The sequence below is a fragment of the Gardnerella sp. DNF00109 genome, from assembly GCF_049262845.1.
Taxonomy (GTDB): domain Bacteria; phylum Actinomycetota; class Actinomycetes; order Actinomycetales; family Bifidobacteriaceae; genus Bifidobacterium; species Bifidobacterium vaginale.
The window spans coordinates 93,706-120,609 of the sequence record NZ_CP058406.1 but is presented as its reverse complement, the minus strand read 5'-3'; the positions used below and the strand labels follow the sequence as shown (position 1 = coordinate 120,609).

At 42.0% G+C, this 26,904-nt stretch carries 20 protein-coding genes, 2 rRNA genes and 1 riboswitch; of the genes, 5 read left to right on the top strand and 17 right to left on the bottom strand.

The genetic code is table 11. The annotated features are described in order from the left end of the window. Positions 1–31: 31 nt before the first annotated feature. Together HXT20_RS00485 and HXT20_RS00480 are read right to left on the bottom strand one after the other, a co-directional pair. The gene (locus HXT20_RS00485) at positions 32–298 is read right to left on the bottom strand and encodes a hypothetical protein (protein ID WP_081264679.1); all 267 of its coding nucleotides are present in this window, start codon (positions 296–298) and stop codon (positions 32–34) included. Between the two features lie 377 nt (positions 299–675). After that, positions 676–2,739 (bottom strand): cation:proton antiporter, encoded by a 2,064-nt coding sequence (locus HXT20_RS00480; RefSeq protein ID WP_415706748.1) that lies wholly within the window; start codon positions 2,737–2,739, stop codon positions 676–678. Positions 2,740–3,100: 361 nt separating this feature from the next. Here HXT20_RS00480 and HXT20_RS00475 point away from each other — a divergent pair, with 361 nt between their 5' ends. Continuing rightward, on the top strand, positions 3,101–4,630 hold the full coding sequence (locus HXT20_RS00475) for an aminotransferase class I/II-fold pyridoxal phosphate-dependent enzyme (protein ID WP_081264633.1): 1,530 nt from the start codon (positions 3,101–3,103) through the stop codon (positions 4,628–4,630). Positions 4,631–4,775: 145 nt separating this feature from the next. Here the strand turns inward: HXT20_RS00475 and HXT20_RS00470 are convergent, their stop codons facing one another. The 6 genes from HXT20_RS00470 to HXT20_RS00445 all read right to left on the bottom strand — a co-directional run bounded on the left by HXT20_RS00470 (position 4,776) and on the right by HXT20_RS00445 (position 10,691). Further along, positions 4,776–5,834, bottom strand: coding sequence for a LacI family DNA-binding transcriptional regulator (locus tag HXT20_RS00470; protein WP_004113759.1), 1,059 nt, complete (start codon positions 5,832–5,834; stop codon positions 4,776–4,778). 29 nt (positions 5,835–5,863) lie between these two features. Continuing rightward, positions 5,864–7,243, bottom strand: coding sequence for a glycoside hydrolase family 13 protein (locus HXT20_RS00465; RefSeq protein ID WP_180965005.1), 1,380 nt, complete (start codon positions 7,241–7,243; stop codon positions 5,864–5,866). A 32-nt stretch (positions 7,244–7,275) separates the two neighbouring features. Beyond that, positions 7,276–8,097 carry a carbohydrate ABC transporter permease gene (locus HXT20_RS00460; protein ID WP_004112888.1) on the bottom strand — a complete coding sequence of 274 codons (822 nt, stop codon included), beginning with the start codon at positions 8,095–8,097 and terminating at the stop codon, positions 7,276–7,278. Further along, a complete protein-coding gene (locus HXT20_RS00455) occupies positions 8,097–9,002 on the bottom strand; it encodes a carbohydrate ABC transporter permease (protein WP_004118115.1) in 906 nt (301 codons plus the stop codon). Before HXT20_RS00455 ends, HXT20_RS00460 begins: the two co-directional genes overlap by 1 nt. A gap of 84 nt (positions 9,003–9,086) precedes the next feature. Further along, on the bottom strand, positions 9,087–10,358 hold the full coding sequence (locus tag HXT20_RS00450) for an ABC transporter substrate-binding protein (RefSeq protein WP_004113753.1): 1,272 nt from the start codon (positions 10,356–10,358) through the stop codon (positions 9,087–9,089). A gap of 207 nt (positions 10,359–10,565) precedes the next feature. Further along, on the bottom strand, positions 10,566–10,691 hold the full coding sequence (locus HXT20_RS00445; RefSeq protein ID WP_004112878.1) for a hypothetical protein: 126 nt from the start codon (positions 10,689–10,691) through the stop codon (positions 10,566–10,568). 463 nt (positions 10,692–11,154) lie between these two features. Between HXT20_RS00445 and HXT20_RS00440 the strand changes: the two genes are divergently transcribed. Then, positions 11,155–12,417, top strand: coding sequence for an MFS transporter (locus HXT20_RS00440; protein ID WP_422114352.1), 1,263 nt, complete (start codon positions 11,155–11,157; stop codon positions 12,415–12,417). A 44-nt stretch (positions 12,418–12,461) separates the two neighbouring features. Here HXT20_RS00440 and HXT20_RS00435 read toward each other — a convergent pair whose 3' ends face one another. The 4 genes from HXT20_RS00435 to HXT20_RS00420 are packed head-to-tail and all read right to left on the bottom strand — an operon-like array spanning position 12,462 to position 15,818. Continuing rightward, positions 12,462–12,986: a hypothetical protein gene (locus HXT20_RS00435; protein WP_004113747.1), complete on the bottom strand. Its 525-nt coding sequence runs from the start codon at positions 12,984–12,986 to the stop codon at positions 12,462–12,464. Positions 12,987–13,013: 27 nt separating this feature from the next. After that, positions 13,014–14,225, bottom strand: coding sequence for an ABC transporter permease (locus HXT20_RS00430; RefSeq protein ID WP_004118109.1), 1,212 nt, complete (start codon positions 14,223–14,225; stop codon positions 13,014–13,016). Further along, positions 14,209–14,919: an ABC transporter ATP-binding protein gene (locus tag HXT20_RS00425; protein ID WP_004113744.1), complete on the bottom strand. Its 711-nt coding sequence runs from the start codon at positions 14,917–14,919 to the stop codon at positions 14,209–14,211. Before HXT20_RS00425 ends, HXT20_RS00430 begins: the two co-directional genes overlap by 17 nt. Then, positions 14,916–15,818, bottom strand: a complete 903-nt coding sequence (locus HXT20_RS00420; RefSeq protein ID WP_415686773.1) for an efflux RND transporter periplasmic adaptor subunit — start codon at positions 15,816–15,818, stop codon at positions 14,916–14,918. Before HXT20_RS00420 ends, HXT20_RS00425 begins: the two co-directional genes overlap by 4 nt. Before the next feature lie 476 nt (positions 15,819–16,294). Here HXT20_RS00420 and HXT20_RS00415 point away from each other — a divergent pair, with 476 nt between their 5' ends. The 3 genes from HXT20_RS00415 to HXT20_RS00405 all read left to right on the top strand — a co-directional run bounded on the left by HXT20_RS00415 (position 16,295) and on the right by HXT20_RS00405 (position 18,656). After that, a complete protein-coding gene (locus HXT20_RS00415) occupies positions 16,295–16,966 on the top strand; it encodes a response regulator transcription factor (protein ID WP_004113741.1) in 672 nt (223 codons plus the stop codon). After that, entirely contained in the window at positions 16,963–18,123 is a 1,161-nt protein-coding gene (locus HXT20_RS00410) for a hypothetical protein (RefSeq protein ID WP_004113739.1), read from the top strand. The genes HXT20_RS00415 and HXT20_RS00410 overlap by 4 nt, the downstream gene beginning before the upstream one ends. A gap of 161 nt (positions 18,124–18,284) precedes the next feature. Beyond that, entirely contained in the window at positions 18,285–18,656 is a 372-nt protein-coding gene (locus HXT20_RS00405; RefSeq protein ID WP_004112863.1) for a hypothetical protein, read from the top strand. A gap of 180 nt (positions 18,657–18,836) precedes the next feature. Here HXT20_RS00405 and HXT20_RS00400 read toward each other — a convergent pair whose 3' ends face one another. From HXT20_RS00400 to HXT20_RS00380, 5 genes are all read right to left on the bottom strand, one after another. Continuing rightward, entirely contained in the window at positions 18,837–19,250 is a 414-nt protein-coding gene (locus HXT20_RS00400) for a transcriptional regulator (RefSeq protein ID WP_004113737.1), read from the bottom strand. Between the two features lie 591 nt (positions 19,251–19,841). Further along, positions 19,842–21,539 (bottom strand): bifunctional hydroxymethylpyrimidine kinase/phosphomethylpyrimidine kinase, encoded by a 1,698-nt coding sequence (locus HXT20_RS00395; RefSeq protein WP_013399395.1) that lies wholly within the window; start codon positions 21,537–21,539, stop codon positions 19,842–19,844. Positions 21,540–21,544: 5 nt separating this feature from the next. Next, the gene (gene thiM / locus HXT20_RS00390; protein ID WP_422114351.1) at positions 21,545–23,062 is read right to left on the bottom strand and encodes a hydroxyethylthiazole kinase; all 1,518 of its coding nucleotides are present in this window, start codon (positions 23,060–23,062) and stop codon (positions 21,545–21,547) included. Then, positions 23,050–23,142, bottom strand: a riboswitch (TPP riboswitch). It overlaps the preceding gene by 13 nt. A 134-nt stretch (positions 23,143–23,276) precedes the next feature. Further along, positions 23,277–23,393: ribosomal RNA gene (gene rrf / locus HXT20_RS00385) — 5S ribosomal RNA — on the bottom strand. 164 nt (positions 23,394–23,557) lie between these two features. Continuing rightward, a 23S ribosomal RNA gene (locus HXT20_RS00380) occupies positions 23,558–26,617 on the bottom strand. Positions 26,618–26,904 lie beyond the last annotated feature (287 nt).

The following is a 26,904-nucleotide window of genomic DNA, read 5'->3' as shown; positions in this document are numbered from 1 at the left end:
TTTTTAGTGTTAATTATTTAGCATTAATTATTTAACGAAAACGCGGCTTATATCCGCGTTTTCTAGACTTAGGTTTGGTTGTTTCAAATCGCGAGCGCATATCGCAATACTTACGAATTGCAGGATTTGAATGCGTTAAATGCCAACTTCCGCAATAATCGCATTTATAAACCCATAATCTTGCTCCGCGCTCTCTAAGGCTTTTATCCGCTGCCATAAGAGCCTGCCCTTTATTGGCATACATTATTTTTTGGGTAGATTCACATCTGCGCGGAGTAAAGAAATACATGTAACCCATAGTATCACCGCAACAAACTGCGTTGATTCGCAACTTTATGTAGTTCGATTGCGCTTTGACTGAGCTTGAAATTGCATAACGCATTTCAAGCTCCTTCAAAGCGTGATTTGGCTCAAACATAAAGTCCGGTGGACTTTATGTGCCAAATCAGCCGAGCGGCTACTAATAGCCGCGAGGAATAGCGCGCTTAGACCGCGTGCGAATCGACGATTTCGAGCTGCATAATGCGCGAGAAATCACCTCGATTCGCTGAGCCGCTCAAAGCAGAAGCACTGCTTCTGCGCGGCGAAGTCGTTCGCGCGCTTAGACCGCGCGAACGACACAGCACGCCGTAAAGTTAATACAAACGCAATACAAAGCTGCATTTAACACAAAACTTACACATCTGCATTAGCATCAACATTCATAACATAAACGTTGTTTCGCAACTGCCGCTCTTGTGCACGCGTAATGTCACCCGCCTCATACATCTCGTGAATAATCCTAAGCTCAATCGCATAGCTTTCACGCTTAACATCATCAATTCTCTCAATCATTTTTACGCTCATAGCAACATTTGGCCTAGATCTAAGAAGCGCCTCATTAGCCCTATATTCACGCAAAAGCGTTGAACAATGCTCCGTATTATATGTTTCCTTATGCATTTCCTGATACAAGCGTTTAACAACGCTATGTATAACGTCAATATGAATCTGCCGAACGCGCACAAAAATCATGTCTTCTCTAAGAAGCGGAGTCGTTCGGCGAATCATATTACTTGTTCGTCTTACAACTGTTACTACTCTTCGCTGAGCAGCCCTAAATCGTCCACGCAAATGCCACATTATAGATTGTGATTGTTCCCCTGTGTGAATATGTCTTAAAGAATTCATTATCTGATCCAAAAGCCTCTCGCATGCTTCTGTCTCTAAATTATGAGATTTATTTATACTATCTTGTTTAAGTTCTTTAAGCCTTTGTTTTATATAGTCCTTTTCCCAATTTAGAGCATCTACACGTAATAACAAGTAGTCTTTTGAATCACTCTTATTTACATTTTGTTTTAGCCTATTGATTCGTTCCGTGTAGGAATCAATCACAGATAACACAGCGCCTCGCGCTTCATAATCATCACTTTTAGTGCTGTCCTGCGTAACGTTAAGCGTAAGCTCTTCAACGGTTCTCCGCAAAACTTCTATGATTATTGGCGTAACCGCTTCTAGCTCATGATTGTTATCTTTAGGAGATATTAAGGGAAGAATAAAGTTAGCTAGCAAAAGCGTTACTACTATCACCACTCCAGCAATAAAAATCAATTCATTTCTAAGCGAGAAGCTAATTGGAAGCGTAAACATCAGCGCTAATGTTAAAGTTCCTTTTGCTCCACCTAATGTCATTATTATGGCTGACTTTAGCCAATCTACATCTTGCCTATTTGCTTTAGATCGCCTTGCAAGGCGAATCATAATAACCATCCACAAGAATCGAACGCCTATAATGGCAACTAAAGTTACGCAAATAATCGCCACTAGAATAAGATTGTTAATTCCACGATCATTCCAACTTGAACTTACTACTTTTGGAAGCGCGATTCCCAAAAGTACAAAAACAGCACCATTAAGCCCAAAAGATAGAACGCTCCAAACACTGTTTGCCACTATATTCGTTCGCGAAACATTAGGACCTACTCCAGAACGATCGAATTTTGTAAGCAATCCTGCAGTAACTAGCGCAAGCATTCCCGAAGTTTCAAGGTCTTCTGCACCCATGTATAGCAAAAATGGTAGGAATAATTCCATTAATATTCTAGTTTTCGTAGTTTCCCAACCTAGTGACCTGATTTTTTCAAAAAGCCAGTTTGCAGCAAAACCTACTAACGCGCCTACTGCTATTCCACCAAAGAATTTTGTTGTAAAACTGCTTAATGCTGGAACAATGTCGAAAACTCCTGAGGATGCTACCAACACTGCAAATTGGAATCCTACTATTCCAGATGCGTCATTAAATAATGATTCGCCTTGAAGAACGCTAAATTGTTTGCGCGTAAGCGACACTTCGTGACTTAAAGCGCTTACTGCCACGGCATCCGTTGGACCTAATGCAGCACCCAACACAAGAGCTGCCGTAATTGGCACAAACGGCCATATTGCAGGCAATAGAATGCCAACAACAATCATTGTGGCTAAAACTAATCCAATAGCTAGCGTGGCTGAATATTTGAAGGAAGACAGCAGAGCTAGCTTATTGATTTCTCTAGACTCAAAGTATATAAGTGGCGCAACTATAACGACCATAAACATATTTGGATCTAAAGATGCGTTTGGAAAAAATGGCAATTCTGCAGCAATAATACCCATAGCTATCTGTACGAGCGGCACTGAAACTCTTGGTATAAAACGCTCCAAGAATGATGACAGAACCACAACTGCCATTATGTACAGAATTAGCTCAAAAATTGGCATACTGCTATAACTCCCCTTGCTTATTTGCCATATTTTTCCAGCTTATCGAAACATGGCAACCGCGCGAAATATAAGAAAATGGTAAAACAATTTGAGTAATTCAAAGTAATCTAAAATAAATCTAAAAAATTGTCTATTTATTCAAAAGTTCAACATAGATTCAAAAAGTTCATAATTGTTCGCACGGTTCTGTCAAAATTCAAAATAAATTCAATTCTAGGCTTGCAAAATGCTTTTTTATGCGTAAAATTGTCTTTTAATCGCCTCAAAGTTCAATTTATAGCTTCTATTTTGAACTTTGTTGTAAGTTTGTTCAATTTAAGAATGCTGATTTTATAAGCTTCTATAAGAAAGACGGATTATGGCACAGAATTTTGCAAACGACCTTAAAAAGGCCATGAAAATCAAAGGATATAAGCAGATTGATGTAATCGATCTTGCAGCAAAAAGCGGCCATAAGCTTGGCAAAAGCCAGTTAAGCCAGTATTTAAGCGGTAAAACTGAGCCACGCAAAGACGTGCGAGATATGCTTGCACAAATTCTTGAAATTAGCGACTACGGAATCAAAGGTGGGCATTCTTGCGCAAAAACCGCGCAAAAGGCGCAAGCAGACTGCAGCGAGCAGCACGAGGAAAATCACCCATTAACAGAAGATGAGCTTTCCGAAACACTCAAACATAGAAACTTCAACAAATCCACCAAACTTGAGCACGTGCTCTACGACGTTCGCGGCCCTGTTGTAGAAGAAGCAAACCGCATGGAAGCAAACGGAACGCATATTTTAAAGCTCAACATTGGAAATCCTGCGCCTTTTGGATTCCGCGCTCCAGACGAAGTGATTTACGACATGCAACAGCAGCTTATTGACTGCGAAGGCTACTCGGATAGTCGTGGACTTTTCTCCGCACGCAAGGCGATTATGCAATACGATCAACTTAAGGGCATTCCAGGCGTGCAAATGGAAGATATTTACACTGGAAACGGCGTTTCCGAGCTGATTAATCTTTCTATGCAAGCGTTGCTTGATTGCGGCGACGAGATTCTTATACCAAGCCCAGACTACCCGTTGTGGACTGCGTGCGCGAGCTTGGCTGGCGGCACTCCTGTGCACTACATGTGTGACGAAAAGTCGCATTGGTACCCAGATATTGCCGATATTCGCTCTAAAATCACACCTCGTACTAAAGCAATCGTGATTATTAACCCGAATAATCCTACAGGCGTGCTGTATAGTCGCGAAGTTTTGGAAGAGATTGTTAAGATTGCGCGCGAGTTTAATCTGATTATTTTTGCGGACGAGATTTACGATCGTCTTGTTATGGACGGCAAAAAACATGTTTCGATTGCTTCTCTTGCTCCAGACGTGTTCTGCGTAACTTTTAGCGGACTTTCTAAGTCGCATATGATTGCTGGCTTCCGTATTGGTTGGATGAGCCTTTCGGGAGATAAATCCAAAGCTCGCGACTACATTATGGGGCTTAACATGCTGTCTAATATGCGCTTGTGCTCGAACGTTCCTGCGCAATCTATTATTCAGACTGCTTTAGGCGGATACCAAAGCGTTGAGAAGTATTTGGAGCCGGGCGGACGCGTGTATGAGCAGCGCGAGTATTGCTATAACGCACTTCAGGAGATGGATGGCGTAAGCGTCGAGCGACCAGATGCTGCTTTCTACATGTTTGTAAAACTCGATTCTGCTCGCTACAACATTCACGACGACGAACAGTTTGCGCTTGATTTGCTGCGCGACCAAAAGTTGCTGATTGTGCACGGCAAAGGCTTTAATTGGCAGACTCCAGGCTACTTCCGCGTAGTCTACTTGCCGCGCTTGCAAACGCTTCGCGATGCAATGGGCAAACTCTCCAGCTTCCTCTCCTACTATCGCCAGTAGAAATCATAATTTTTGCATAAACAAAAAATTACGATTAATTCTGACCCTATTCAAGAAATTATGCATATAGTGCCACGCTAAAAAAAACTTAACGTGGCACTATATTTTTCATAGGAGGAAGGAATCAAAGTATTTACTACACAGCCTATTCTCGTATAGATGCTGCTGGGCCAATTGACTCACGCAGCAGCACAGTAATAGGTAGGCATACGTGACGGGATGATGCTCGTTCATACCCAGCATTCAAAGTCTCTACTATATATTCAGCAGCTAAACGTCCTTTAGTTGTGACAGGCTGTTTAACTGTTGTCAACGGTGGGTTACTACATGCAGACTCATCTATATCATCAAATCCTGTAACAGAAATATCGCGTGGAATTTGTAAACCAGACTGTCTAGCAGCGTCCATTACTCCAAACGCAATAACATCACTAAAACAGATGAATGCAGTTGGTAATACAGAATTATTTTGTTTTATTTGTGCAAAAGCTTCTTCTCCTCCAGTACGAGTACATGGCACTTCAATAACATTTTTCTTATCGACCAGTGGAGCTATTCCATTCTCTTCTAAAGCAGAAACCACACCATCAATACGGCGACGAATTGTTCCATGCCAAGAAAGATACCCATCATCATTGCCTGATTCTGGAGAAATCACCACAAAATTGCGATGACCTAATGAAATAAGATGCTCAGTTAATTCTTTCATAGCGCGCGTCTCATCAATATTGATACTCGGAGCCTGGCTATGTACTTCACTGTCAACAATCACAAATGGCTTTCCTTGCTGCATAAGCGCTTCAACTTCACCACGATCTTCTTCTAAACCAGTTACTATAAAACCGTCAACGGCAGCATAAGGAATTGCTTTTAACATAGAATTACGAAGTGGAGGCACTAAAAGAAGCGTCAATCCCTCTCGCTCACAGATTTGCCCAATACCCTGAATAAATTCCGAATAGTATGGGTTTTCTAGCACTCGCCCTAATTGCTGTGGTAGTAACAATCCCAAACTATTTGTCTTTTGAGTTCGCAGCATATAAGCAACAGGATTACGCACATATCCTAGTTCCTTTGCAACTGAAAATATGTGTTCTACAGTTTCTGACGATAAGCGATCAGGAGTATTATACGCAAAGGAGACAGCAGATTTAGAGACACGCGCTGCATCAGCAATATCCTGCATTGTAATTTTCTTTCCCATGCTTCACACTTCTTACTTCTACATTATTTTTACTGTTGAGCCTGCAATACGATCATAGAATTATCTTTATTAGGGCGCCAACTATCTCCAACAGTTACACCATTTATAATTCGCCAATTATGATTTTGCAATTGTTGAGGTAGCTTCGATGAATTATACTCTAATAAACTACTACGTGAAATAATCATCAAAAGAGATTCTTCCTTATGCTCTCGCGAAATAATGACAGTATCTCCATCAACAGCGTAACAACTTTGCGTACCCCTTCGCAACGCAATATGATCACGTCGCAATGCATTTAATTGAACAATTGTACGGAATATTTCAGCATTTGTATCAAGACTATCCCACTGCATGCCAGAACGGCACCCTGGATCATTATCGCCAACCATACCAAGTTCATCACCGTAATAAATCATCGGAGCACCTTCGCAGGCAAACATGCAACAGTAGGCAGTTATGCAATCCTCAGTATTATTTTGATGCGCAGTTAAAACACGCTCAGTATCGTGACTACCCAACAAATTCATCATCCCATGGTGATATCCATACGGTATGCGCTCCTGCAGACGGTTAATACCGTTAACAAAATCGTATGCATTGAATCGCTTTGTTGCAGTAAAACCTAAAACTAAATCACGCAGAGTATAATTCATTGTGCTATCGGTAGTGTCTCCTTGCAACCATTGAGCAGGGTCTCTCCATTCTTCAGCTATCAAACATAATTCTGAATTTTTTGATTTAACAACTTGCCTAAAATCCTGCCAAAATTCTGGATAAATAAAATATGGAACATCAAGACGATAACCGTCGATACCTTGATCAATCCAATATCTCGCAACATTAAAATGATGCTCACGCACCTTTGGATTAAACACATTCCACTTCGGTAGATATTCACAACCAGAACAGGTTTTATAATTAGGCACAGGCAATGACTTAACTGGAAAGTTTTTCACTGAAAAATAATTAACATATTCTGAATTCTCTTCATTTTTAACAACATCTTGAAACATCCAATGAGTTTTACCACAATGATTTAAAACTGCATCAAGTACTATACGTATATTCCGCTTATGCGCTTCATCTACCAATGTATGGAAATCTTCAAGAGTTCCTAAAAGTGGATCGATTTTAAAATAATCGTTTGCGTCATAACGATGATTTGTTGCAGCAGAAAAAATTGGATTCAAATAGAGCGCATTGCAACCTAAATCATGAATATAATCAAGTTTTTCTGTAATTCCAGCAATATTACCACCTAAGAAATTCTCACGCGTAGGCTCAGCATCCCATGGATCAAGCGGCACATGACCTTCAGTTAGCATACCGTAGCCTTCACAACGATAGAAACGATCAGGAAAAATCTGATAAAATCTTGCATCAGGCAACCACTGTGGTATAGACATAATAAACCCCATCCTTAATTTTTCTACAATTTCTAATCTTTCATACCAGTATTGGCAATTCCTCTAACAAGCGCACGTTGGAAGAAAAGGAACACAATAATACTTGGTATTGTTGCAGTCAAAGTTCCTGCCATCAAATAATTCCAAGAGGTTCCGTAACGCCCTACGAAGGATGCTAAACCAATCTGAATTGTACGAGTTTCATCCGTATTCGTAACCAATAACGGCCAAAGGAAATCATTCCACGCAAAGAGAAAACTAAAAATACCAAGCGTCGCAAACGCTGGGGACGACAATGGAACGATTACTTTGAAGAATATTCCAAACCTGCCACAACCGTCAATGCGCGCTGCCTCATCAAGCTCTCGAGGAATTGTTGCAAAATATTGGCGAAGTAAAATAATGCCAAACACATCTGCAAGTCTAGGAACAATCAAAGCATACAGCGTATCAACCCATCCCAAATTAGCGACTATCTCATAAGACGGAATAACAATCACAAAATTAGGAATCATCAATGCAGAAAGCAGCAGAATGAATATTGTTTTCTTCAAAGGAAATTCTAATCGCGCAAAAGCGTAGGCGGCAAAGGCATCAAATATTAAATGTCCTACAACAATTCCTACCGTCATCAATAGCGTATTCCAATAATATTGCGCAAACGGCGCCGCTTGCCAAGCGTGAATATAGTTTTCCCAATGCCATGATGTAGGAAAAATTGAAGTATTCGTGTATGTTTCAGCACGCATTTGCAAAGAAGTAGTGAACATCCACAAAAATGGAATGATTACTGTTGCTGAACCTAAAATCAGAATCGCATGACGCGCCAAACGCGACCATAATGATGACTTCATTATTCTTCTCCTTGTGCTCCAGAAACTTTCCATTGAATCATCGTCACGCCTAGCACTAGCGCAAGCGTAATGAACGCTATTGCTGTTCCATAGCCAAAATCACCGAGCTTGAACGCATCACGATACATCATCATGCCAAGCACTTCCGTGCCTCCGCGAGGACCGCCACCAGTGAGCATGTATGCAAGGTCGAAGGATTGGAAGCTCGTTACTAATGCCTGAACTACTACAAAAAACGTCATTGGAGATAGCAATGGGAAAGTAATCTTCCATAATTTTTGCCACCCAGTAGCTCCATCTAATGCAGCTGCTTCATACACGCTTTTTGGCAATGCTTGTAACGCAGTTAAATACAAAATAGCGTTAAAACCAATATTTTTCCACACGGTCAAAAGAATTAATGCAATAAGCGCAAGCCAACGATTTTGTAACCAATCTGGTCCGTGTATATTGAATTTCATCAACACACTGTTCACGAATCCAGAAGGATCGAGCATATATTTCCACACAATGGCTGCAGCCACAGAAGATGTAACCACTGGAAGGAAGTAAATACTACGATAAATACTCCTACCTCGTATAGGCGCATCAAGCAAAAGCGCGAGCAACAATCCAGTCAGCACACTTAATACACATACACCAGCAGCATAAATAACCGTTACCATTAAGCTATTGAAAAACTCAGGATCTTGGAAAAGACGAACATAGTTTCCCAAGCCAATAAATTTCTTTTCTGGAGAGAATCCATCCCACGATGTTAGTGAAATATATACAGCAGACAACACAGGGTACAGCACGAAACCACCAATAATAAGCACTGCTGGCAACAAGAATACCGCAGCACATATTACTTGATCTTTCTGGTAGTGCCTGTGCGCAGACTTGAGAAAATGACGTTTTTTCATTACATACTCCTTGATGCAAAGAACCCCGATAGCTGAGTCAACTTCATTTCCTTTGACCCAGCTATCGGCGCAGTATTTATGCAATCAGCCTTTGGCAATCACGTCGTTAACTGCCTTTTCAGCATTCGCAAGCGCTTCGTCAACACTCTGCTCTCCAGCGAAAGCCTTCTCCACAGCCTTTGCAAATTCAAAGGAAATTTTTGGATACAATGGCGTATTTGGACGTGTATGAGCAATCTCCATTTGTTCCACAAACGGAATTAAACGAGGCTGTTCCTTCTTAACCCAATCCAAATACTTATCAGACTTTGCAACACTCTTCGTTACAGGAAGCATGCCAGTCTTTTGCGACCACTTGATCACCTGTTCTGGCTGCAAGAACCAGTTCAAGAATTCGCCAGCAGCTTTAGCACGAGCGTCAGAATTATGGAAGACGATTGCTTGTTCACCACCGAGATTAGTTGCTTCCTTGCCATCCTTTGGATGAGGGGCTTTTGCTACACCGAAATCAAATGGTGGATCTGGCGCCCAGATGCCAACCATCCAGCTACCTTCCTGAGCAGAACCACCCTTGCCCTTTTCAAATTCGCCCCACTTAGCATATGGGCTCACGCCGCTCTTGATAAGATCCACCCAGAAGTTCATAGCCTTCTTGCCTTCTGGCGTATTGAATGCAGCCTTAGAATTATCCTTTGTCAAGAATTCGCCGCCAGCTTGCCACAAGTTGACCTGGAAGTTCCAAGTTAAACCTTCGCCGTTATCTCCTGCTTGAGTAAGCAAATCATACCCTGGCTTGCCTGTCTTTTCCTTGATCGTCTTTGCAACTTTCTTCAACTCATCCCATGTTTGTGGTGGTTTGTTAGGATCTAACCCAGCTGCTTTATAAACGTCCTTGTTGTACATGTACGCAAGATTATTGGCAGTAACTGGCACAGAAACTTGTTTGCCGTCAATATGACCATAGTCAATCAATGCAGGAGTCACATCATCGAGCGTTTTCGAGCTAATAACCTTAGAAAGATCAGTCAAATTGCCCATTTTTGCAATCTGTGGCACCCATACCAAATCACTTATAGAAATATCTGGCAAGCTCTTCGACGAAGCCGATGCACGAAGCTTCGTCATAAAATCAGAGTTCGGGACGCTCGCAGTCTTAATCTTAATATTTTTATGCGAAGCATTAAAATCCTTCACCATTGCATCAAAGGTATCGGCATTAGCGCCATCCCAATAATGCCAAATGGTAAGCTGTGTTGAGCCATTAGCGTCGGATGATTTTGCACTACCACACGCACCTGCGCTAATAATCATTGCAGCAGCACCGATTAATGCACATATTTTTGTAAGTTTCTTCATTGTAACCTTCTTTTTATCTGCATATGTTAACTTGCACTCATTTTGCATTTAGAAAATGGGTGACGAACTATTCTCTAAAGCATCAGAAAACAAACTAGTAATTTTTTTATTCTTTGTTGTATGACTACATAACAAGCAAACAGTTTTTTAATTGCCGCAAACACTGGCTCATATAAATCTACATGTCATGTTCACACAGACACCAAATCAAAAATGCACGCTTGTTTCTACCTCCTCCCCTCCAACTCCGAAGACATTATCTTTAGATACCCACTGTTTGTCATCAAGCAATGCCTTAAATTGGAACTTTTTACCTTTAGGTATTCTTTCCATTTCAGTCTCCTTTGAACTGCAATGCTAAACTCTTGTAAATCAATTTACTACATTGTTAAACAAACGTCAATCCCTTAAAATAATTACACGTTATCTACTTGCCGCGCTTGCAAACGCTTCGCGACGCAATGAGCAAACTCTCCAGCTTCCTCTCCTACCATCGCCAGTAGTTATATATCTTGTTTGCAAACTGCAGCAATTCGAATCACGACACAAACAACAAAGCGCAAAAGTAAATACATTTCGGAGCATTTCGGAGTAAAACACCACAATAAACACAAAGAAAACCCAACAAAGCCATACGAGAGTAGGGCTCAGCACAGTTAAGAGTAGTTAAGAGTAAAACACTGCAATAAAACACTCATTTCACTCACAGTCCAGAAAAAGGTGTATATCAAGAGGCATATATCATTCAGAATATGAAAGACATTCATAACATGAAAGAAAGAAAAAAGAGAAGGAAATGAACGCTGCGGCACGGATTCGCACGACTCTTATTATTGCCGTTTTATCGCTTAATGCTTTTCTTTTAACGAGCTGTAGATTTGGCGTAAGCCTATATCTTTTAATACATGTCGACTTATCTCACGCAGCACTTAACGCGGTGTCCGTAGCACTTATGACCTGCATAGCAGCACCGCTTGGCGGCATTATCGCAGATAAATATCCACCAACTAGATTGTTTATAGCGCTAACGTTTTGTTTTGCCTTGTTGTGTACTGGATACGGTTTCGCTTTAGTAGCACAGCATAATCTTATTGCTATTACGGTTACACTACTCGGCATAATATTCGGATTCTTTACTGCATTTTCTTCGCCTAATCAAAAAGTATTAATGGCATATAGCGCGCCAACTGGCGAAAAAACCAAATTTTTAGCAAGCATGCGTATGTTGATTAATCTCAGCAGGCTTGCTGCACCAGCGATTACTGGCATATTTGTTGATATATGTAATCCGCTCATTTTCTTTACGAGCATTGCTATTGTGATGATATTAGCGGCGTTACCTCTACTGTTAGTTAATCTAAACCAGCAAGCACAAAATAGCTCAAACAATACGAAGACAGGAAGCAATAAAACTGCTGGTTTTGCAGCTTCTTTACACTATATGAAATCTACACCATGGTTAATAGTCTTAGGAGTAGTATCAGCATTACAATCAGGCTCATGGCTTGCTGCATTCAGACTAATGGGAGCACACCATTGTCTCACGCTTTTTCATTCGGCATCCACGTGGGGATCAATAGTCAGCATATTTAACATTGGCATGATTGTAGGTTCGCTATTATGCAAATATATTGTGCTGCATTATGAGATTTTATACTCTATTTTATTACCTGGATTCCTTTCTATTCCTTTACTTATTTTCGCACTTAATAATTGGATTGCTCTTTTTCTTTGCTCTGCTTTCATTGCAGGTATTATTTTTGACGCAACTATTGTCTATGGGCAAACAGCTCTTCTCGATGGCATACCGACACACATTCTCGGCGCGACTACTACTTTTACTTCTATTATGGAGCAATGCGGCATTATCGTAGGGTATGCAAGCGTACTAGCATGGGGAAATCTAAATTCATCATTATTCATAATGATTGCAGCTGGCGTAATACTTGTTTCAACAGGTATAGCCTTATGGATTATTCAAGCTCGTAAACAAACATACCCATCAATGCTTACCAAAGATTATTGGACACCATCAACATGGGTAAAAAGAAGCATATAACAAGCTATTTAGCGCGTAAGCACAATAAAGCTATACAAATGCAATTACATCACAGGACAATTAGTTTGCACATCCTGTTGGAATCCTGACGGATCTCCTAGTTTTGCTTTACGCATGTGCTCTTTGAAAAAGTTTCGCGTTGCATCATCACAACGATCTGGACCCATAAACGGCATGCTAGGCACTTTTTCAAGCTCATGCAAAGCTTTACTTGCCGCTTGTTCATCACTAGCATACGTGTCTAACCATTGCCGTTCCCAAGCACACTGATAATAATTAGATGCTTGCGTATCACCATATCCACTCTGGAACTGAGCGTCTTTTTCTTCTCCAACCAAGTTTGCAGGAGCTTTATATTTTTCAGGCCAACTAAGCTTTGCCACAGATTCCTGATATTCCTTCTCTATATGAGCAAAATCAACAATCTCTCTCGGCGAACTATTTTGCGAGCGCGCGCCACCCATACCACTCGCATTATTGTTGCCTATTCCTCCACACGCATTAAACATAAGAAGCGCACTAAGCACACCAACAATAAGAGTTGCTTTACCAATAGTATGATTATTCATTATTCCTTCTTTCTTATTTTTTGAAAATTAACGCAATGCTAATGCTGGTTGTAAACGTGATGCTTTTATTGCCGGCACCACACTTCCAGCAAGCGCTGTAATAAAAGCCGCAATAACAGCTCCAATAGCGGCTTCATATGGGTAAACTGGCGGACTAACTGGGCTTGCTGCATCCCAAAAACTTGATGCTATAGACACAAGTCCAAAAGAAACAGCGACAGCAGCAATCGAAACTATCAGCGCTAAAATAATCGCACTTCCTAACACGAGTGAAGCAATAGACCATCTAGTAGCACCCAAGGCTCTGCGTATAAGCAGTTCATGTGTGCGCTGCTCCAACGATGCTAAACCAATATTGATTAAACCTAGCGCGGAAACAAAAAGCAATAATGCTGCTACGATAGCAAAACTTAATTGCAATACTGTTATAACATTCTCGTAATCATCACTATTATCATGTCTTCTAATTTCGTTTACTTGTCCACCACAACAGTCGTAAAGAGCATCTGAAACATAAGATTTAATTGATTTTTGAGAACGATTTTCTTTATTCAACCAGTAGATTGAGCCTTGAGCTTCTTTTCCAGAATATTCCCAAAGAGTTGGAGCATAACGTAATAATCCTAGAATATTCACGTATACTTTTGCTGAGTCTACGCCATCGTTCACAACTCCAACAATCCTTATAGGACTCATTTGTGTTGTTTTGCGAGAAGTAATAAATGCTACTTCACCAATCTTGTATCTTTTGCTAGCAGATTGGTTTACTACCATTTCTAATGCGTTGCTTTTAGCGCTATTACTAAACCATCTTCCACTTACAATAGGTAAGTTATAAACTTTGTTGTATCCTGCCGTAGTGTAAACAGCGTCAGCATATTGAAGATTGCCAGTCTTATATTCTTTGCTTATTTTTACACTCTTCGAGGCTGGCATAGAAGCGCTAAACAGTAGTCCAGTGTTTGTTTGTAGCATAACGTTAGCGTTACGGTTTGCGGATTCAATGCGATTTAAGAATTTGTTAAATACTGAATATTCGTCAAAATTTTGTGCTGAAAAAGTAATCTCGTATGTTGGTCTACGACCGTTTAGCTGTTCGTTAGTTGCAATAAGATAGTCCTTACCAACCGTGCCGATAAGCACTGACGCAATAACGGCAATGATGCCGATAAACATTGAAAAACCTGTGAGGAAGGATCTCATAGGAGACAGGCGCAAATCTTTAAGCAGCATGATCATAAAGAACACCGCCTTCCATAGTAAAAATGTGAGAGCAAGAACGAGCCACTTTCATATCATGAGTGACTAATAGTAATGTTGTTCCAGATTCTTGAACACGATCATGCAACACTTGAAGCACTTTTTCTCCCGTACTACTATCGAGCGCACCAGTTGGCTCATCGCAAATAAGTAATTCGGGATTAGTGACGAGAGCACGCGCTATCGCGACTCTCTGCTGTTCACCGCCTGATAGCCTTCCAGGGTATTCGTTTAGTTTATCTTGCAATCCAACATCACATAATGCTTCTTCTATAGTTTTTCTTCTTTTCTGCTTGCTTTGTTGTAGTCCTGCGTATAAAAGCGGCAACTCAACATTTTCTCTAATGCTTAAATGCTTAATAAGCGAATAGTTTTGAAAAACAAAACCAATATTTCGAGCGCGCATATGCGATACTGTAGCATCACTACACTTTTGGATTGATTTGCCAAAATAATAGTATTTTCCAGTAAAATTTTTATTCAAAAATCCAATAATAGAAATAAGACTTGTTTTGCCGGAGCCAGACCTGCCAACTACCGCGTATGTTTCACCTTGATTAAGTAACATAGAAGCAGAGTTGACAGTGGTAAGCCATTCGCCATTGCCTAGTTTTACACGCGCTGACACGTCTTGTAGTTCAACCAGCGGAACAGTATTGTTCTCCATAATCATTGCACTCCTGGAATGAGATTAGGAGAAACACCTGCTACAACATCACCCTCATGCAAACCAGACGTAATTTCAATATTAGCGCCGTCACTGATTCCAAGACCAACTTCTTTACGCTCCCAATTATCGCCTTTCTTGTATGATACTAAGCCTTTTTGGACTCTTCCAGCAACCGCACTAACAGGCAGAGTTAGAACCGATTGTTTATGCTTGCCATTAAAAACAAGCGTCGCATTTTGACCTGATTCTACTTCTGTGCTTTTATCTATTAAACACGTTAAAACTTTTGACGATACACTGGGTTTACTTTGCGCACTCGACTCATCTGTTTGAGTTGAATCAGCATTATCATTCTTGCTACTACCCGAGGCTGCAACATCGGTAGAAGTTCCACCGCTTTGTACTATTTGCAAACAATTTGTTGGTCCAACACCGTCTTCAACTTGGAAGCGACCTTTAACATCTGCAATATCCGCAGAACGAAGTAAAGCTTTTGCGTTAAGGCTTATTGAAAAACCTTCATATTTAAGAGTAAATAGCGGGAAAGATTTAGGCACGTCCGCAGATGATTCAGCCACTGACACAACTTTAGCGTTTACTGGAGCAATAACTTTGTTACCAGCATTGTAGCCTAAAATACTTCCAGCTTTTACAGCACTTCCTGCTTTTACCGATGGAGAAAAATTCCCTCTACTTACAGCAGTGATAACAAAGGTAGATGATTGTTCTATTGCTGCTTTACCCGACACAATTTGTGTTAAAGGCTGTTTTTTGACTGAAACAAGTGGAACTGAATCATGTTGTGCTTGCTGTTGACTATTATCAACTGCGCTACCAGAGCATGCAGTAAGCAAACACACTGGCATAGCAGAAAGCAAGAGTACTTTCGTAAACTTACTCATAACACAAATCTCCTTACTCGCCAAACTCGTAGACACATAGTATGCGTCGAAACAAGCCTCTCAAACTGATCCAAAATAAATAAAGTGCTTGATAATGCTACAATTAATGCTTTTATGATTGACACTTTATTGAGGATTTCAGCTTTTGCTTAATAGCCTATAATCGCCGTAAAGAGTTTGCATCACACTAAATGATGATTTTATTTATGATTTTTGGAGCTTGCGTAATACCAGAGAATGATTTGTTTTGCATAGAGTTTATATGTTACTGAACAATTTATTTGCTTATAACCTCAACCACATTGTGATTGAATCACTAAACTTTAAGCGAACTTATTCGCTGCGGAGTAACCCCCGTAAGCTCTCAGTGCCTACCTTTATAAGATTACCTTTGTAAAGGTTTTCCTAGACAAGATATTCATCATACAAATTCAAGTACTATTATTACTTAAATAATGCTTTTCTGAAGGAGCAATATGATAGCAAAGCATATTACTGTTGGCATTGTTGATGATGATTGTTTTTGTCTACACGGCCTAAAAACATATATTGAACAGGTTGTTCCGTCCTGCAGTATTTGCTGGTTATCCGCGTACGCCGATCAAGCAATTCAATTTTGTCAAAATCAATGCCCAGACGTGCTGCTAATTGACATGTATATGTCTGGGGTTTCGGGAATTAAAATATTATACGAATTGCGAAGAAGATACTCACTCCCAATAATAATTGCTATAACTTCATTCCCTATAAACGATTATGCTTTAAAAGCATCAACAGCAGGCGCGCAAGGCATTGTTGGAAAGAACCACCCAGAAACTATTTGCGCCATGCTTAGCAGTATTGCCAATGGCACGTTCAAGCCACAAATAATAGGAGATCTTCATTTTGACGACACGACGACAGCATTTCAGCGTTTGCAAAATAAGCCAAAAAATGGACGCCTTGCTTTAACGAATCATGAGACTGAAATTATAAAGTTGTGCAGTAAAGGCATGACTAATGCGCAAATCGCCAAACGTTTATTTGTTGAAACTTGTACTGTGGAAACTATCCTTCGTCGCGTGTTCAAAAAATTGAATGTGACAAATCGTTCACAACTTATTACTACATGGCTGCATGATGAATATTTAGGAAATGATACACAATGATTATTTTCTTAATGCGTCGTTTACGAGAAAAGCTTATTGACAATAAAACATTTTTACTATTGGGATGTTTGTCGAGCGCAATGGATGCATATATTTACTCAAATAGCGACAATAGCACAATACAACTTGTCATAGTTTACATGATTCTTGCTGCTATAAATCTGTTTCTTTGCTTGCTCCCGCATTTTATGAGCATGTGCTATATTTTTGTACATCTCAGCATTCTTGTTATTCCTAGTCTGAATCTTCCACCAGTAACTTTCGGGCTCATCATATCATTTGTTTTTATTTCGTATTTATATCCGATTCAATTTACACTACCTTTATTCTTAGTAATAGATGCATTACACTACGTTGCATACCGATACCTATCAACTTTGTCTTTCAAGTATCTTATTGCTTACCTTTTAATAAATATATTTTGCGTTTGCACTGGTATTATTTTGCGCATTTCTCACCAAAAAATGGTTCTTTATGAAAAAGATAAGCAAACAATTAATAATCTTCATCTGGCTGTGCGAATGCACGATAGATTAACTAATAAGATTGCAGATATTGCACTACAAAGTAAAATAGCATTACTTGACAAGTCTATTTCTAAAAAACAGCGAAGTGCTATTGAGGCAATAAATGATTTGGCAGATCAGGCTTTTGAAGAAGGACATAATATTATCGACATTCTACGTGGAAATACTGCTAAGCAAGATGCTCGAAGCGAGTTCATTCAGCACATTGAAGATACACTACAAATGAACGACTCAATCAATACATCTTGTGGATTAAAAGGAAGATCAATATGCAACATATCTAGTAACGATATTCCTGAAGACATTAGCAATGAAATCATCTGTGAAGTTATTGAATTAATCGAAGAACTATATTTGAACATGCGAAAATATGCTTCTTTAGTTTATTACATCAGAATTTCGATACGCGAAAAACAAATTGTTATAAAACAGTTCAATGTTCGATTTTTGGGCGGGAAAAGTAAAGATGCAATTCGCTCAGTATCTCAAAAAGGACTTTTGCTTCATCGCGATACCATAAAGCATTTAGGCGGTTCACTCTATTTTCGAGCCTTTGGTAAGTATTGGGAATGTAATGCAGTTATTCCTTTCAAAAATGAACATAACTGTATAGATAGTATGGCTTACTGATTCAGTTTAAAAGATTAATGAATCTTAAGCAGTTTTAGATAGTAATTATTTGTAAAGGTTTTCCTAGACAAGATATTGTTTACCTTTTAGCACGCCATTAATTTATAAGTTGTAAAGGTTTGATATACACAATTATTTTCTTGTATTAGAAGGAGAAGAATATGAGTAATTTAGAAGATACAAAAGCACAAATTCCATCCGTATTTTGGACAATAGCCAATGGTGTATTTCTTGCTAGCGGAATTGCGCTGATTGTAATGCGTAATGATTATCTATGGGGAGTGCCTCAAATTATCGCTGGATTATTTGGTCTTGCAACCATGTTTCTCATTAAAAAACCGTGGTGCGCTCAACTATATTTTATAGTATCTTCACTAGCCGTAATAGCAAATGGACTTATGGAAATATTCGGCATAATCCACGGATCTGGATACGGTTATGTTCCGCTGATTATTGGCATAATCGTGCTTTTATTTATAGGCCTTGACAAGGATGAAAGTTCAAAAGCTCTTGGAATTGCCAAGAATAAATAAAAGCATTAGACTGCGATTTTAACTTAAAAACATATCGCAATTTTCAAAGGTCAAGTTGTAGCCACACATCCTACGACTTGACCTTTACTTATTTATCCGCTATTGATTTGTTTTGCATAGAGTTTATACACTACTGAGCAACTTGCTTGTGCATAGCCCCAACCGCATTGCATTAAATCACTAAGATTTAAGCGAGCTTATTCGCTGCGGAGTAACCCCCGTAAGCTCTGCAACATCACGAACCGTCAATCCCTGATTCCTTAGTATACGAACTGTTTCACGCATAAGTATAGACGCTTCTTCTTGAGTTTTTATAGCTGCAGATTTTGCATCTAACATGCGCTGAAGCATAAGCTCATCTTGCTCACTAAGTTTCGGAGTTACTTCCACGCAATTGACTTTAACATTTAAAGTTGCAGCAGCATCTTTTACCATTGCTGCAACCTTATCAAGCCTACGTACTTGAGTAAATAATCCTGGTATTTCTGGCACTTCTATAGCCCACCAGTCATCGCATCTGCGAGCTATAGCAGTCACCTTTTGCAAACAATTTGTTGCATTATCATGCTCAGTAACACTCATTGCTCCTATCATGCCTGCAGGTTCCTTTCAAAATATCTAATAATGCTTCTAGCAGTAAGCTCATTTATTTCATTATGCCTCGGAACAGTAGTAGCCAATTCGCCAATGCAAACTTTGCTATGATTACCACCCTCAGACCAAGTTATTTGTCTATTAGTACTTCTTGCAAGCTGATTGAGTTTTTTCTCCAACTCTTTTCGCTTCACACATATAAGTATATGCCTATTTATCAATTCAGTAAATAGGCATTGCATACAAAATCATCGCAAATGCATAACCGTCATTGAATGCAATTCTATTTGATATTTTCCAAAGTACTTTGAGTTTTGCAAGATAGGAAGATAGGGAGATATGAAAATGGGAAAATATGCAGATAGGAAAATTGACTAGCGAATTTAGGTAACTTTTACTACTCACGATTTAAGTCTTAAGCAAGGTCTTAAGCAAGTCACTTGTGCATCTGCGCTGCTCAGAAAATCAACAATAAATAAGAGACATGCGTATTATAAAAATGCGCTGACGCTTTTACTCATCTTCAAATCTTCTAGATTTTGTTAATAAAGACGAAGTCAATGCATCAGCGCTATCAAGCTATCAAACCATCTACCTCAATGCTCTATGAGCTTGATTAAAGAACTCATACTCGTAAATGCATGAAGTCATATATGCTTGAGCAGCAAGAATTCGAGCCTGTGGGCCAGCTTCTTCAAAAGCTCTCTCAACAAATTTAACTGCCATTCTTACTCCTGACTCAAAATCATTAGAAGAATACATTGAAATCCAATCATGATATGGGTTTTCAGGAGTATTATTTTTGACTAAAATTTGTCCCACTTCTTCATAAAGCCAATAGCATGGCAATATGGATGCAGCTCCAATCACGTAATCTTCTGCCATTGTAGAAGCAAGTAAGTGATTTACGTAAGCTAACGTTACTGGCGAGCAAGACGCATCAATGCTTATATTTCTGCTTCCAAGCCAATCTCTGTGCAACTGCGATTCCGCTTCTATGCACATAGCTGCGCCCGTAGCCCAATGCACTCTAGCTTCATTATCTGGCGTTTTAGCTCCAACAGCAGCTAGCGCGCGCGAGTAACGCTTCAAGTATTCAGAATCTTGACTTATGTAGAAAGCAAACAAGTCGGAGTCAAGCGTTCCATTACCTAAAGCCTTAATAAATGGCATTTTCATAATGTTGTTATCGACATCTGCACTAGCATCCCATAAAGCTTGAGTCCAAGGGCCACAAGGCTCCACATTTGGCTTTCTAGCCTTGCTATGAGCTTTTACGACTACGCTTTGCGCAGTTAATCCGTCTAAGCCACTAGTTTGCATATGTTCCCAAGGAGTTGACGAAGAATCTAATTCCAAACGATAATTACGAGCAGCATGGTTCACAGGCCCATGACCTTTGCCAACATGCAAATCTTTACCGCAAGCAATAGCTTCGTTAAGCCATCTTGACGACCATGCTAGAGCATCCGCTACTGTACTGTAATCGCTTAGCTTCTTGCCTTCTCGCAACGCTAATCCTATGCGCGTAGCAAGCGAGGAAGATAGCGAGCAGCCTGTGCCATGCGTTGTTGTTGTATCAACCCTAGGGCAAGGAACGTGCACTCTGTGGCCATCTGGGAACACAACAGTATTACCAGCATCTTCGCTTGTTAAGTGGCCGCCTTTAACAATAACAATAGTATTGTTTTTTGCACACCACTCGCTTGCTTGAGCATAAGCTTCTTCAAAATTAGATGCAGGCTGTTTATCGCATAATACTGCGAGTTCAGGTATGTTTGGCGTAATCACATCCGCAAGAGGTGCAAACTCACGCATTGCATCTTCTGCAGACTTTTCAAGCAACCTATCTCCCGAAGTTGCTACCATCACTGGGTCTAACACAACAACAGGAACAGGATGATTCTTAAGCCAATCTTGAACTAGGCTAATATATGATTTGTCTCCAAGCATGCCGATTTTTACAGCATCAATAGTTACGTCATCAAATACTGCTTCTAGTTGCGCTTGCAAAAAGTCGGTTGGAGGAGTATAAACTTCGCGCACACCGCAAGTGTTTTGAGCAACCAAATTAGTTGTTACACACATTGCAAATCCATGAGATGCTGTGATTGATTTTAAATCAGCTTGAATTCCAGCTCCGCCTGTTGGATCAGTTCCAGCAATGCTTAGCACTCGCGGAATAATTGGCTCTTCTAAAGAAGGTAGGGAAGATGGCCTTAGACTTGAATCATATAATTTAGAAATTGATTGCAAAGGTGCTTGAGTTTGCGAAAATTGATTATTCATTATTTTTATTCCTTTGTAATGGCATCGCGTAATTTGTGTGCTTCTTCGCAAGGATTTTGCGCAAGCATTAGAGCAGATACTACGCATAAACCATCTATTGAAGTGCTTTTAATAGGAAACACGGTATTTTCATTAACTCCGCCGATTCCTAGAGTGCTAATGCCGAGTTCTTTAGCGCGTTTAGCAATCTTTTCTACTCCTTCAACTCCTAAAGCAGGAGCAGCGTCTGGCTTAGTGGCAGTAGGCCAAATTGGGCCTATTCCAATAACATCAGGCAATGCCACATTTTCTTTAGCACATTCGTTATAAACGTAATCTAACTGTTCTAACTTTTCTATAGAAAGTCCAACCATCCACTCTGCAGGAATAGACTTACGCGCTTCAATATAAGGCGTGTCTGTTTGACCAACATGCAAGTTGAACCCTAAGCTTTTAGCGCAATCTATACGATCGTCAACAAAAATCGGCACGTCTCCGCAACCATTAGCAAGCATTTTGTCTCGCAGGCTTTGAGCTTTATTGTTAAAAGTTTCGCTATTTGCGTACTTATCGCGCAATTGGACTACGCTTGCTCCGCCTTTAACGCAATCAACTGCAATATCTTCTTCGGCTCGATCACTCATCTTTGGGTCTGTTATAAAGTATAAAGACCAATCAACAGGATCGAGTTCAAATTCAATATTCGCTAATTTCAGCATCTCGTCTGCGCTCAAATCCATAAGCGCATCCATCCATAATTTTCTAAATGACCCTGGCAATGTTGAGCGTTGCGCTGCCCAAGTTCCTGCTGCAGCAGCGTGTACGTGCGCGGCAACTGTTGCTGCAAAAGGTCGATTTCGATTTGCTCCAACGTATGCTGCCACCAACGCGCCAAGAGAGCAGCCCGTGCCGACTACTTTCGTCATTATTTCGTGGCCGCCAGAAACTCGTGCCGAGCATCCATGACCATAAATAGCGTCTTTTTCGCCAGAAATAGCCACTACCGAGCCGTAGCGTTTAACTAGCTTCTTAGCTGCTGCAACTGCCGAATCAACGGAATCTCCAGCGTCTACGCCTTTACCGCCGCTTTCTTCTCCAGCTAAGCCTAAGATTTCGGAAGCGTTGGCACGAATTACAGCAGGATGACTTTTAACAATTTCGCGCGCGTATTGCGTGCGTGGAGCTAAACCGCCAACTGCAACTGGGTCAAGAACCCATGGAGTGTGTGCTTTTACAGCTCCGCGAATCGCAGCATCCATAGATTCTTTGTCTACTGGCCTGTACGTTCCAATGTTTACTAATACACCAGATGCGATTTGAGCAAATACTTCAGCTTCTTCTGCATCTACGACCATTGCTGGCGATGCTCCAGCAGCCAGCAGAACGTTTGCTGTTATTTCTTGAACAACATTATTCGTTACGCAATGTGTTAACGGATTTTTTGCGCGTAAAGTTTCAATGCATTCTCGCACATCTTGCATGAATTGCTTGCAACGAGCATTAGTTGAGAATTCATTATTTTTAGAACACGACACAGTAGTCATGATTTTCCCTTCGCTAGTACTAACTAGATCAGGTTCAACGGGTATAATCTCAGCGCTTATGCGCACCCCGAACCTATGTTTGACTATATATGTTCGTTATGACGTTATTCGCGCTAACAGCGTTCTTATGGCAAGCTTTCCGACTTTGCGCGACGACCTGTTTTAAATAATAAAAAAGCGGGGAACAATCAAGTTCCCCGCTTATCAAAGAATAATGCGGCAGCGTGCTAGTCTCCCACACCCTATCGAGTGCAGTACCCTCACCGTGTCAGGCCTTAGCTTCCGGGTTCGGAATGGGACCGGGCGTCTCACCTGAGCCATGACCACCGCAAAACTAGATTATACACTCGCTTTAAACGAGCGGCAAATTGGCGGTTTGGGAACCGGACATGAACGCGAGCAACAGAAAAACAATCATCAAAATCAACAACTTAACCATAAAATGACCGTCTAACACTCCTCAAAGTTAAGAGAATTAAACGATAAGCAATACAAGTAGTATCACAATCGCCCATTAGTACTGGTCAGCTCCACCCCTTACAGGGCTTCCACATCCAGCCTATCAACCACGTGTTCTACATGGGGGCTCACACACAAAGTGCAAGGAATGCTAATCTTGGAGCAGGCTTCCCGCTTAGATGCTTTCAGCGGTTATCCCTTCCAAACGTAGCTAACCGGCAGCGCCACTGGCGTGACGACCGGCATACCAGAGGTTCGTCCACCCAGGTCCTCTCGTACTATGGGCAGGTCTCCTCAACATTCCAACGAGCGCAGAGGATAGAGACCAAACTGTCTCACGACGTTCTGAACCCAGCTCGCGTGCCGCTTTAATCGGCGAACAGCCGAACCCTTGGGACCTGCTCCAGCCCCAGGATGCGACGAGCCGACATCGAGGTGCCAAACCATCCCGTCGATATGGACTCTTGGGAATGATCAGCCTGTTATCCCCGGGGTACCTTTTATCCGTTGAGCGATGCCACGTCCGTACGCCGGCACCGGATCACTATCTCCGACTTTCGTCCCTGCTCGACCCGTCAGTCTCACAGTCAAGCCCGCTTGTGCGATTACACTCAACACCCGATTGCCAACCGGGCTGAGCGGACCATTGAGCGCCTCCGTTACTCTTTAGGAGGCAACCGCCCCAGTTAAACTACCCGCCAGGCACTGTCCCTAACACGGATAACGTGTCGAGGTTAGACGCCAGATATGGAAAGAGCGGTATTTCACTGATCGACTCCACGCAAGCTAGCGCCCACGCTTCACAGCCTCCCGCCTATGCTACACGATCCACACCTAACGACAATACCAAGGTATAGTAAAGGTCCCGGGGTCTTTTCGTCCTTCTGCGCTTAACGAGCATCTTTACTCGTACTGCAATTTCGCCGGGCTCCTGGCCGAGACAGTGGGGAAGTCGTTACGCCATTCGTGCAGGTCGGAACTTACCCGACAAGGAATTTCGCTACCTTAGGATGGTTATAGTTACCACCGCCGTTTACCGGGGCTTAAATTCACCGCTTCACCGAAGCTAACGGATCCTCTTAACCTTCCGGCACCGGGCAGGCGTCAGAGCGTATACAGCGGCTTACGCCTTCGCACGCTCCTGTGTTTTTGGTAAACAGTCGCTACCCCCTAGCTTGTGCCACCCCCAACAGCTCCGCTTGTAAAAAACATCACCATCAGGGGTCTCCCTTATGCCGAAGGCACGGGAGTGATTTGCCGAGTTCCTTGGCCAGGATTCGCCCGATCGCTTTGGTATACTCTACCAGACCACCAGTGTCGGTTTAGGGTACGAGCGGAATCACACCTCACGTTGAAGCTTTTCTCGGCAAGCAGGATCACCGGAATCAGCCTTACAGCCTACCCATCACGCCTCAGCTTAACATCCCCCGGATTTACCTAGAGGACAGCCCACACGCTTAGCCACGGAAAACCACCTCCGCAGCCGGCTACCTACCCGCGTCACTCCCACGCTAACCTACTACCGATACGCTCCCAACACTAAACCAGAAGAAAACCCCGAAAGATAATCAACCAGAATAACGAAGGTTAGTACTCTCAGATTCAGTTCGAACGGTGTAACACCGGTACGGGAATATCAACCCGTTCATCCATTCGACTACGCCTGTCGGCCTCGCCTTAGGACTCGACTCACCCGGGGACGACGAACGTGGCCCCGGAACCCTTAGTCATTCAGCGGACAGGATTCACACCTGTCTCTCGCTACTCATGTCTGCATTCTCACTCCCGTATAGTCCACGACAAGTTCACACTGCCGCTTCACCCCATACAGGACGCTCTCCTACCCCACATGAACTAAATCATGCAGTCGCGTCTTCGGTGGCGTGCTTAAGCCCCGCTACATTGTCGGCGCGGAACCACTAGACCAGTGAGCTGTTACGCACTCTTTCAAGGATGGCTGCTTCTGAGCCAACCTCCTGGCTGTCTATGCGACTCCACATCCTTTCCCACTTAGCACGCGCTTCGGGACCTTAGACGACGATCAGGGCTGTTTCCCTTTTGACGACGGAGCTTATCCCCCGCCGACTCACTGCCATGATAAACCTAACAGGTATTCGGAGTTTGGCTGCTATTAGTACCCGGTATGGGCCCGCAAGCATCCAGTAGCTCTACCCCCTGCAAGCAATAACATGACGCTGCACCTAAATGCATTTCGGAGAGAACCAGCTATCACGGAATTTGATTGGCCTTTCACCCCTAACCCCAAGTCATCCCCCCAGTTTTCAACCTAGGTGGGTTCGGTCCTCCACACGGTCTTACCCGCGCTTCAACCTGCTCAGGGCTAGATCATCCCGCTTCGGGTCCAGGACATGCGACTAAAACGCCTTTTAAAACTCGCTTTCGCTACGGCTCCCCCACCCGGGTTAGCCTCGCCACATACCACTGACTCGCAGACTCATTTTTCGATAGGCACGCCGTCACCCCACAAAGAAGGCTCCGACGGATTGTAAGCGCACGGTTTCAGGAACTATTTCACTCCCCTCCCGGGGTGCTTTTCACCTTTCCCTCACGGTACTAGTACACTATCGGTCAGACAGGAATACTTAGGCTTACCCAACGGTCTGGGCAGATTCACGCGGGATTCCACGAGGCCCGCGCTACTTGGGAATAAACATAAAAAGACATCGCGCAACCTGCTACGGGGCCATCACCCTCTACGGCTGGGAATTCAATCCCATTCACATAACACGACATTTTATCACTCTTCTCAACCCCGTCAGAGGCTGAACAGTCAATCCCACGACCCCGAATACGCAACACCTGACGATTATCACACGTACTCGGTTTAGCCTGATCCGCTTTCGCTCGCCACTACTCACGGAGTATCCTTTCCTGCAGGTACTGAGATGTTTCACTTCCCTGCGTACCCCCCACAAAAACTGTGGTGACCACCCATAACAGTGGCCGGGTCTCCCCATTCGGAAATCCTCGGATCAAAGCCCACTCGGCAGCTCCCCGAGGCATATCGCAGCCCGTCACGTCCTTCATCGGTCCTGTCTACCAAGGCATCCACCATACGCCCTTACCAGTGATACACCAGTAAAAAGCCTATCGCTTAACTCTCTAGACAATAAATCATCACACTAAACGATCACAAAACGATCAAGCGACTCCACCAAAATGGAGCCGGTTGAAATTGATAAAAGTAAAAACAAGCAAAACCAAAAAACAGTCTCACTATTCTTACTCGCGTCCACTATCCAGTTCTCAAACCACCAAACACCAAGAACACAAGCCAAAAACCAAAAAGCCTCAACCTGTAATCCAAGGGCCAGGACCGCAACCCCAAAACAAGGGGGGGTGGCAATCCGGGAACCCAAAAG

What these genes read in the sequence shown, in the direction of transcription:
- HXT20_RS00475 (WP_081264633.1), top strand. Translation starts at nt 3,101, where the DNA reads ATGGCACAGAATTTTGCAAACGACCTTAAAAAGGCCATGAAAATCAAA.
- HXT20_RS00450 (WP_004113753.1), bottom strand. Translation starts at nt 10,358, where the DNA reads ATGAAGAAACTTACAAAAATATGTGCATTAATCGGTGCTGCTGCAATG.
- HXT20_RS00420 (WP_415686773.1), bottom strand. Translation starts at nt 15,818, where the DNA reads ATGAGTAAGTTTACGAAAGTACTCTTGCTTTCTGCTATGCCAGTGTGT.
- HXT20_RS00415 (WP_004113741.1), top strand. Translation starts at nt 16,295, where the DNA reads ATGATAGCAAAGCATATTACTGTTGGCATTGTTGATGATGATTGTTTT.
- HXT20_RS00405 (WP_004112863.1), top strand. Translation starts at nt 18,285, where the DNA reads ATGAGTAATTTAGAAGATACAAAAGCACAAATTCCATCCGTATTTTGG.
- HXT20_RS00470 (WP_004113759.1), bottom strand. Translation starts at nt 5,834, where the DNA reads ATGGGAAAGAAAATTACAATGCAGGATATTGCTGATGCAGCGCGTGTC.
- HXT20_RS00425 (WP_004113744.1), bottom strand. Translation starts at nt 14,919, where the DNA reads ATGATTATGGAGAACAATACTGTTCCGCTGGTTGAACTACAAGACGTG.
- HXT20_RS00395 (WP_013399395.1), bottom strand. Translation starts at nt 21,539, where the DNA reads ATGAATAATCAATTTTCGCAAACTCAAGCACCTTTGCAATCAATTTCT.
- HXT20_RS00480 (WP_415706748.1), bottom strand. Translation starts at nt 2,739, where the DNA reads ATGCCAATTTTTGAGCTAATTCTGTACATAATGGCAGTTGTGGTTCTG.
- thiM (WP_422114351.1), bottom strand. Translation starts at nt 23,062, where the DNA reads ATGACTACTGTGTCGTGTTCTAAAAATAATGAATTCTCAACTAATGCT.
- HXT20_RS00455 (WP_004118115.1), bottom strand. Translation starts at nt 9,002, where the DNA reads ATGAAAAAACGTCATTTTCTCAAGTCTGCGCACAGGCACTACCAGAAA.
- HXT20_RS00440 (WP_422114352.1), top strand. Translation starts at nt 11,155, where the DNA reads ATGAACGCTGCGGCACGGATTCGCACGACTCTTATTATTGCCGTTTTA.
- HXT20_RS00430 (WP_004118109.1), bottom strand. Translation starts at nt 14,225, where the DNA reads ATGATCATGCTGCTTAAAGATTTGCGCCTGTCTCCTATGAGATCCTTC.
- HXT20_RS00435 (WP_004113747.1), bottom strand. Translation starts at nt 12,986, where the DNA reads ATGAATAATCATACTATTGGTAAAGCAACTCTTATTGTTGGTGTGCTT.
- HXT20_RS00410 (WP_004113739.1), top strand. Translation starts at nt 16,963, where the DNA reads ATGATTATTTTCTTAATGCGTCGTTTACGAGAAAAGCTTATTGACAAT.
- HXT20_RS00485 (WP_081264679.1), bottom strand. Translation starts at nt 298, where the DNA reads ATGGGTTACATGTATTTCTTTACTCCGCGCAGATGTGAATCTACCCAA.
- HXT20_RS00460 (WP_004112888.1), bottom strand. Translation starts at nt 8,097, where the DNA reads ATGAAGTCATCATTATGGTCGCGTTTGGCGCGTCATGCGATTCTGATT.
- HXT20_RS00465 (WP_180965005.1), bottom strand. Translation starts at nt 7,243, where the DNA reads ATGTCTATACCACAGTGGTTGCCTGATGCAAGATTTTATCAGATTTTT.
- HXT20_RS00400 (WP_004113737.1), bottom strand. Translation starts at nt 19,250, where the DNA reads ATGATAGGAGCAATGAGTGTTACTGAGCATGATAATGCAACAAATTGT.
- HXT20_RS00445 (WP_004112878.1), bottom strand. Translation starts at nt 10,691, where the DNA reads ATGGAAAGAATACCTAAAGGTAAAAAGTTCCAATTTAAGGCATTGCTT.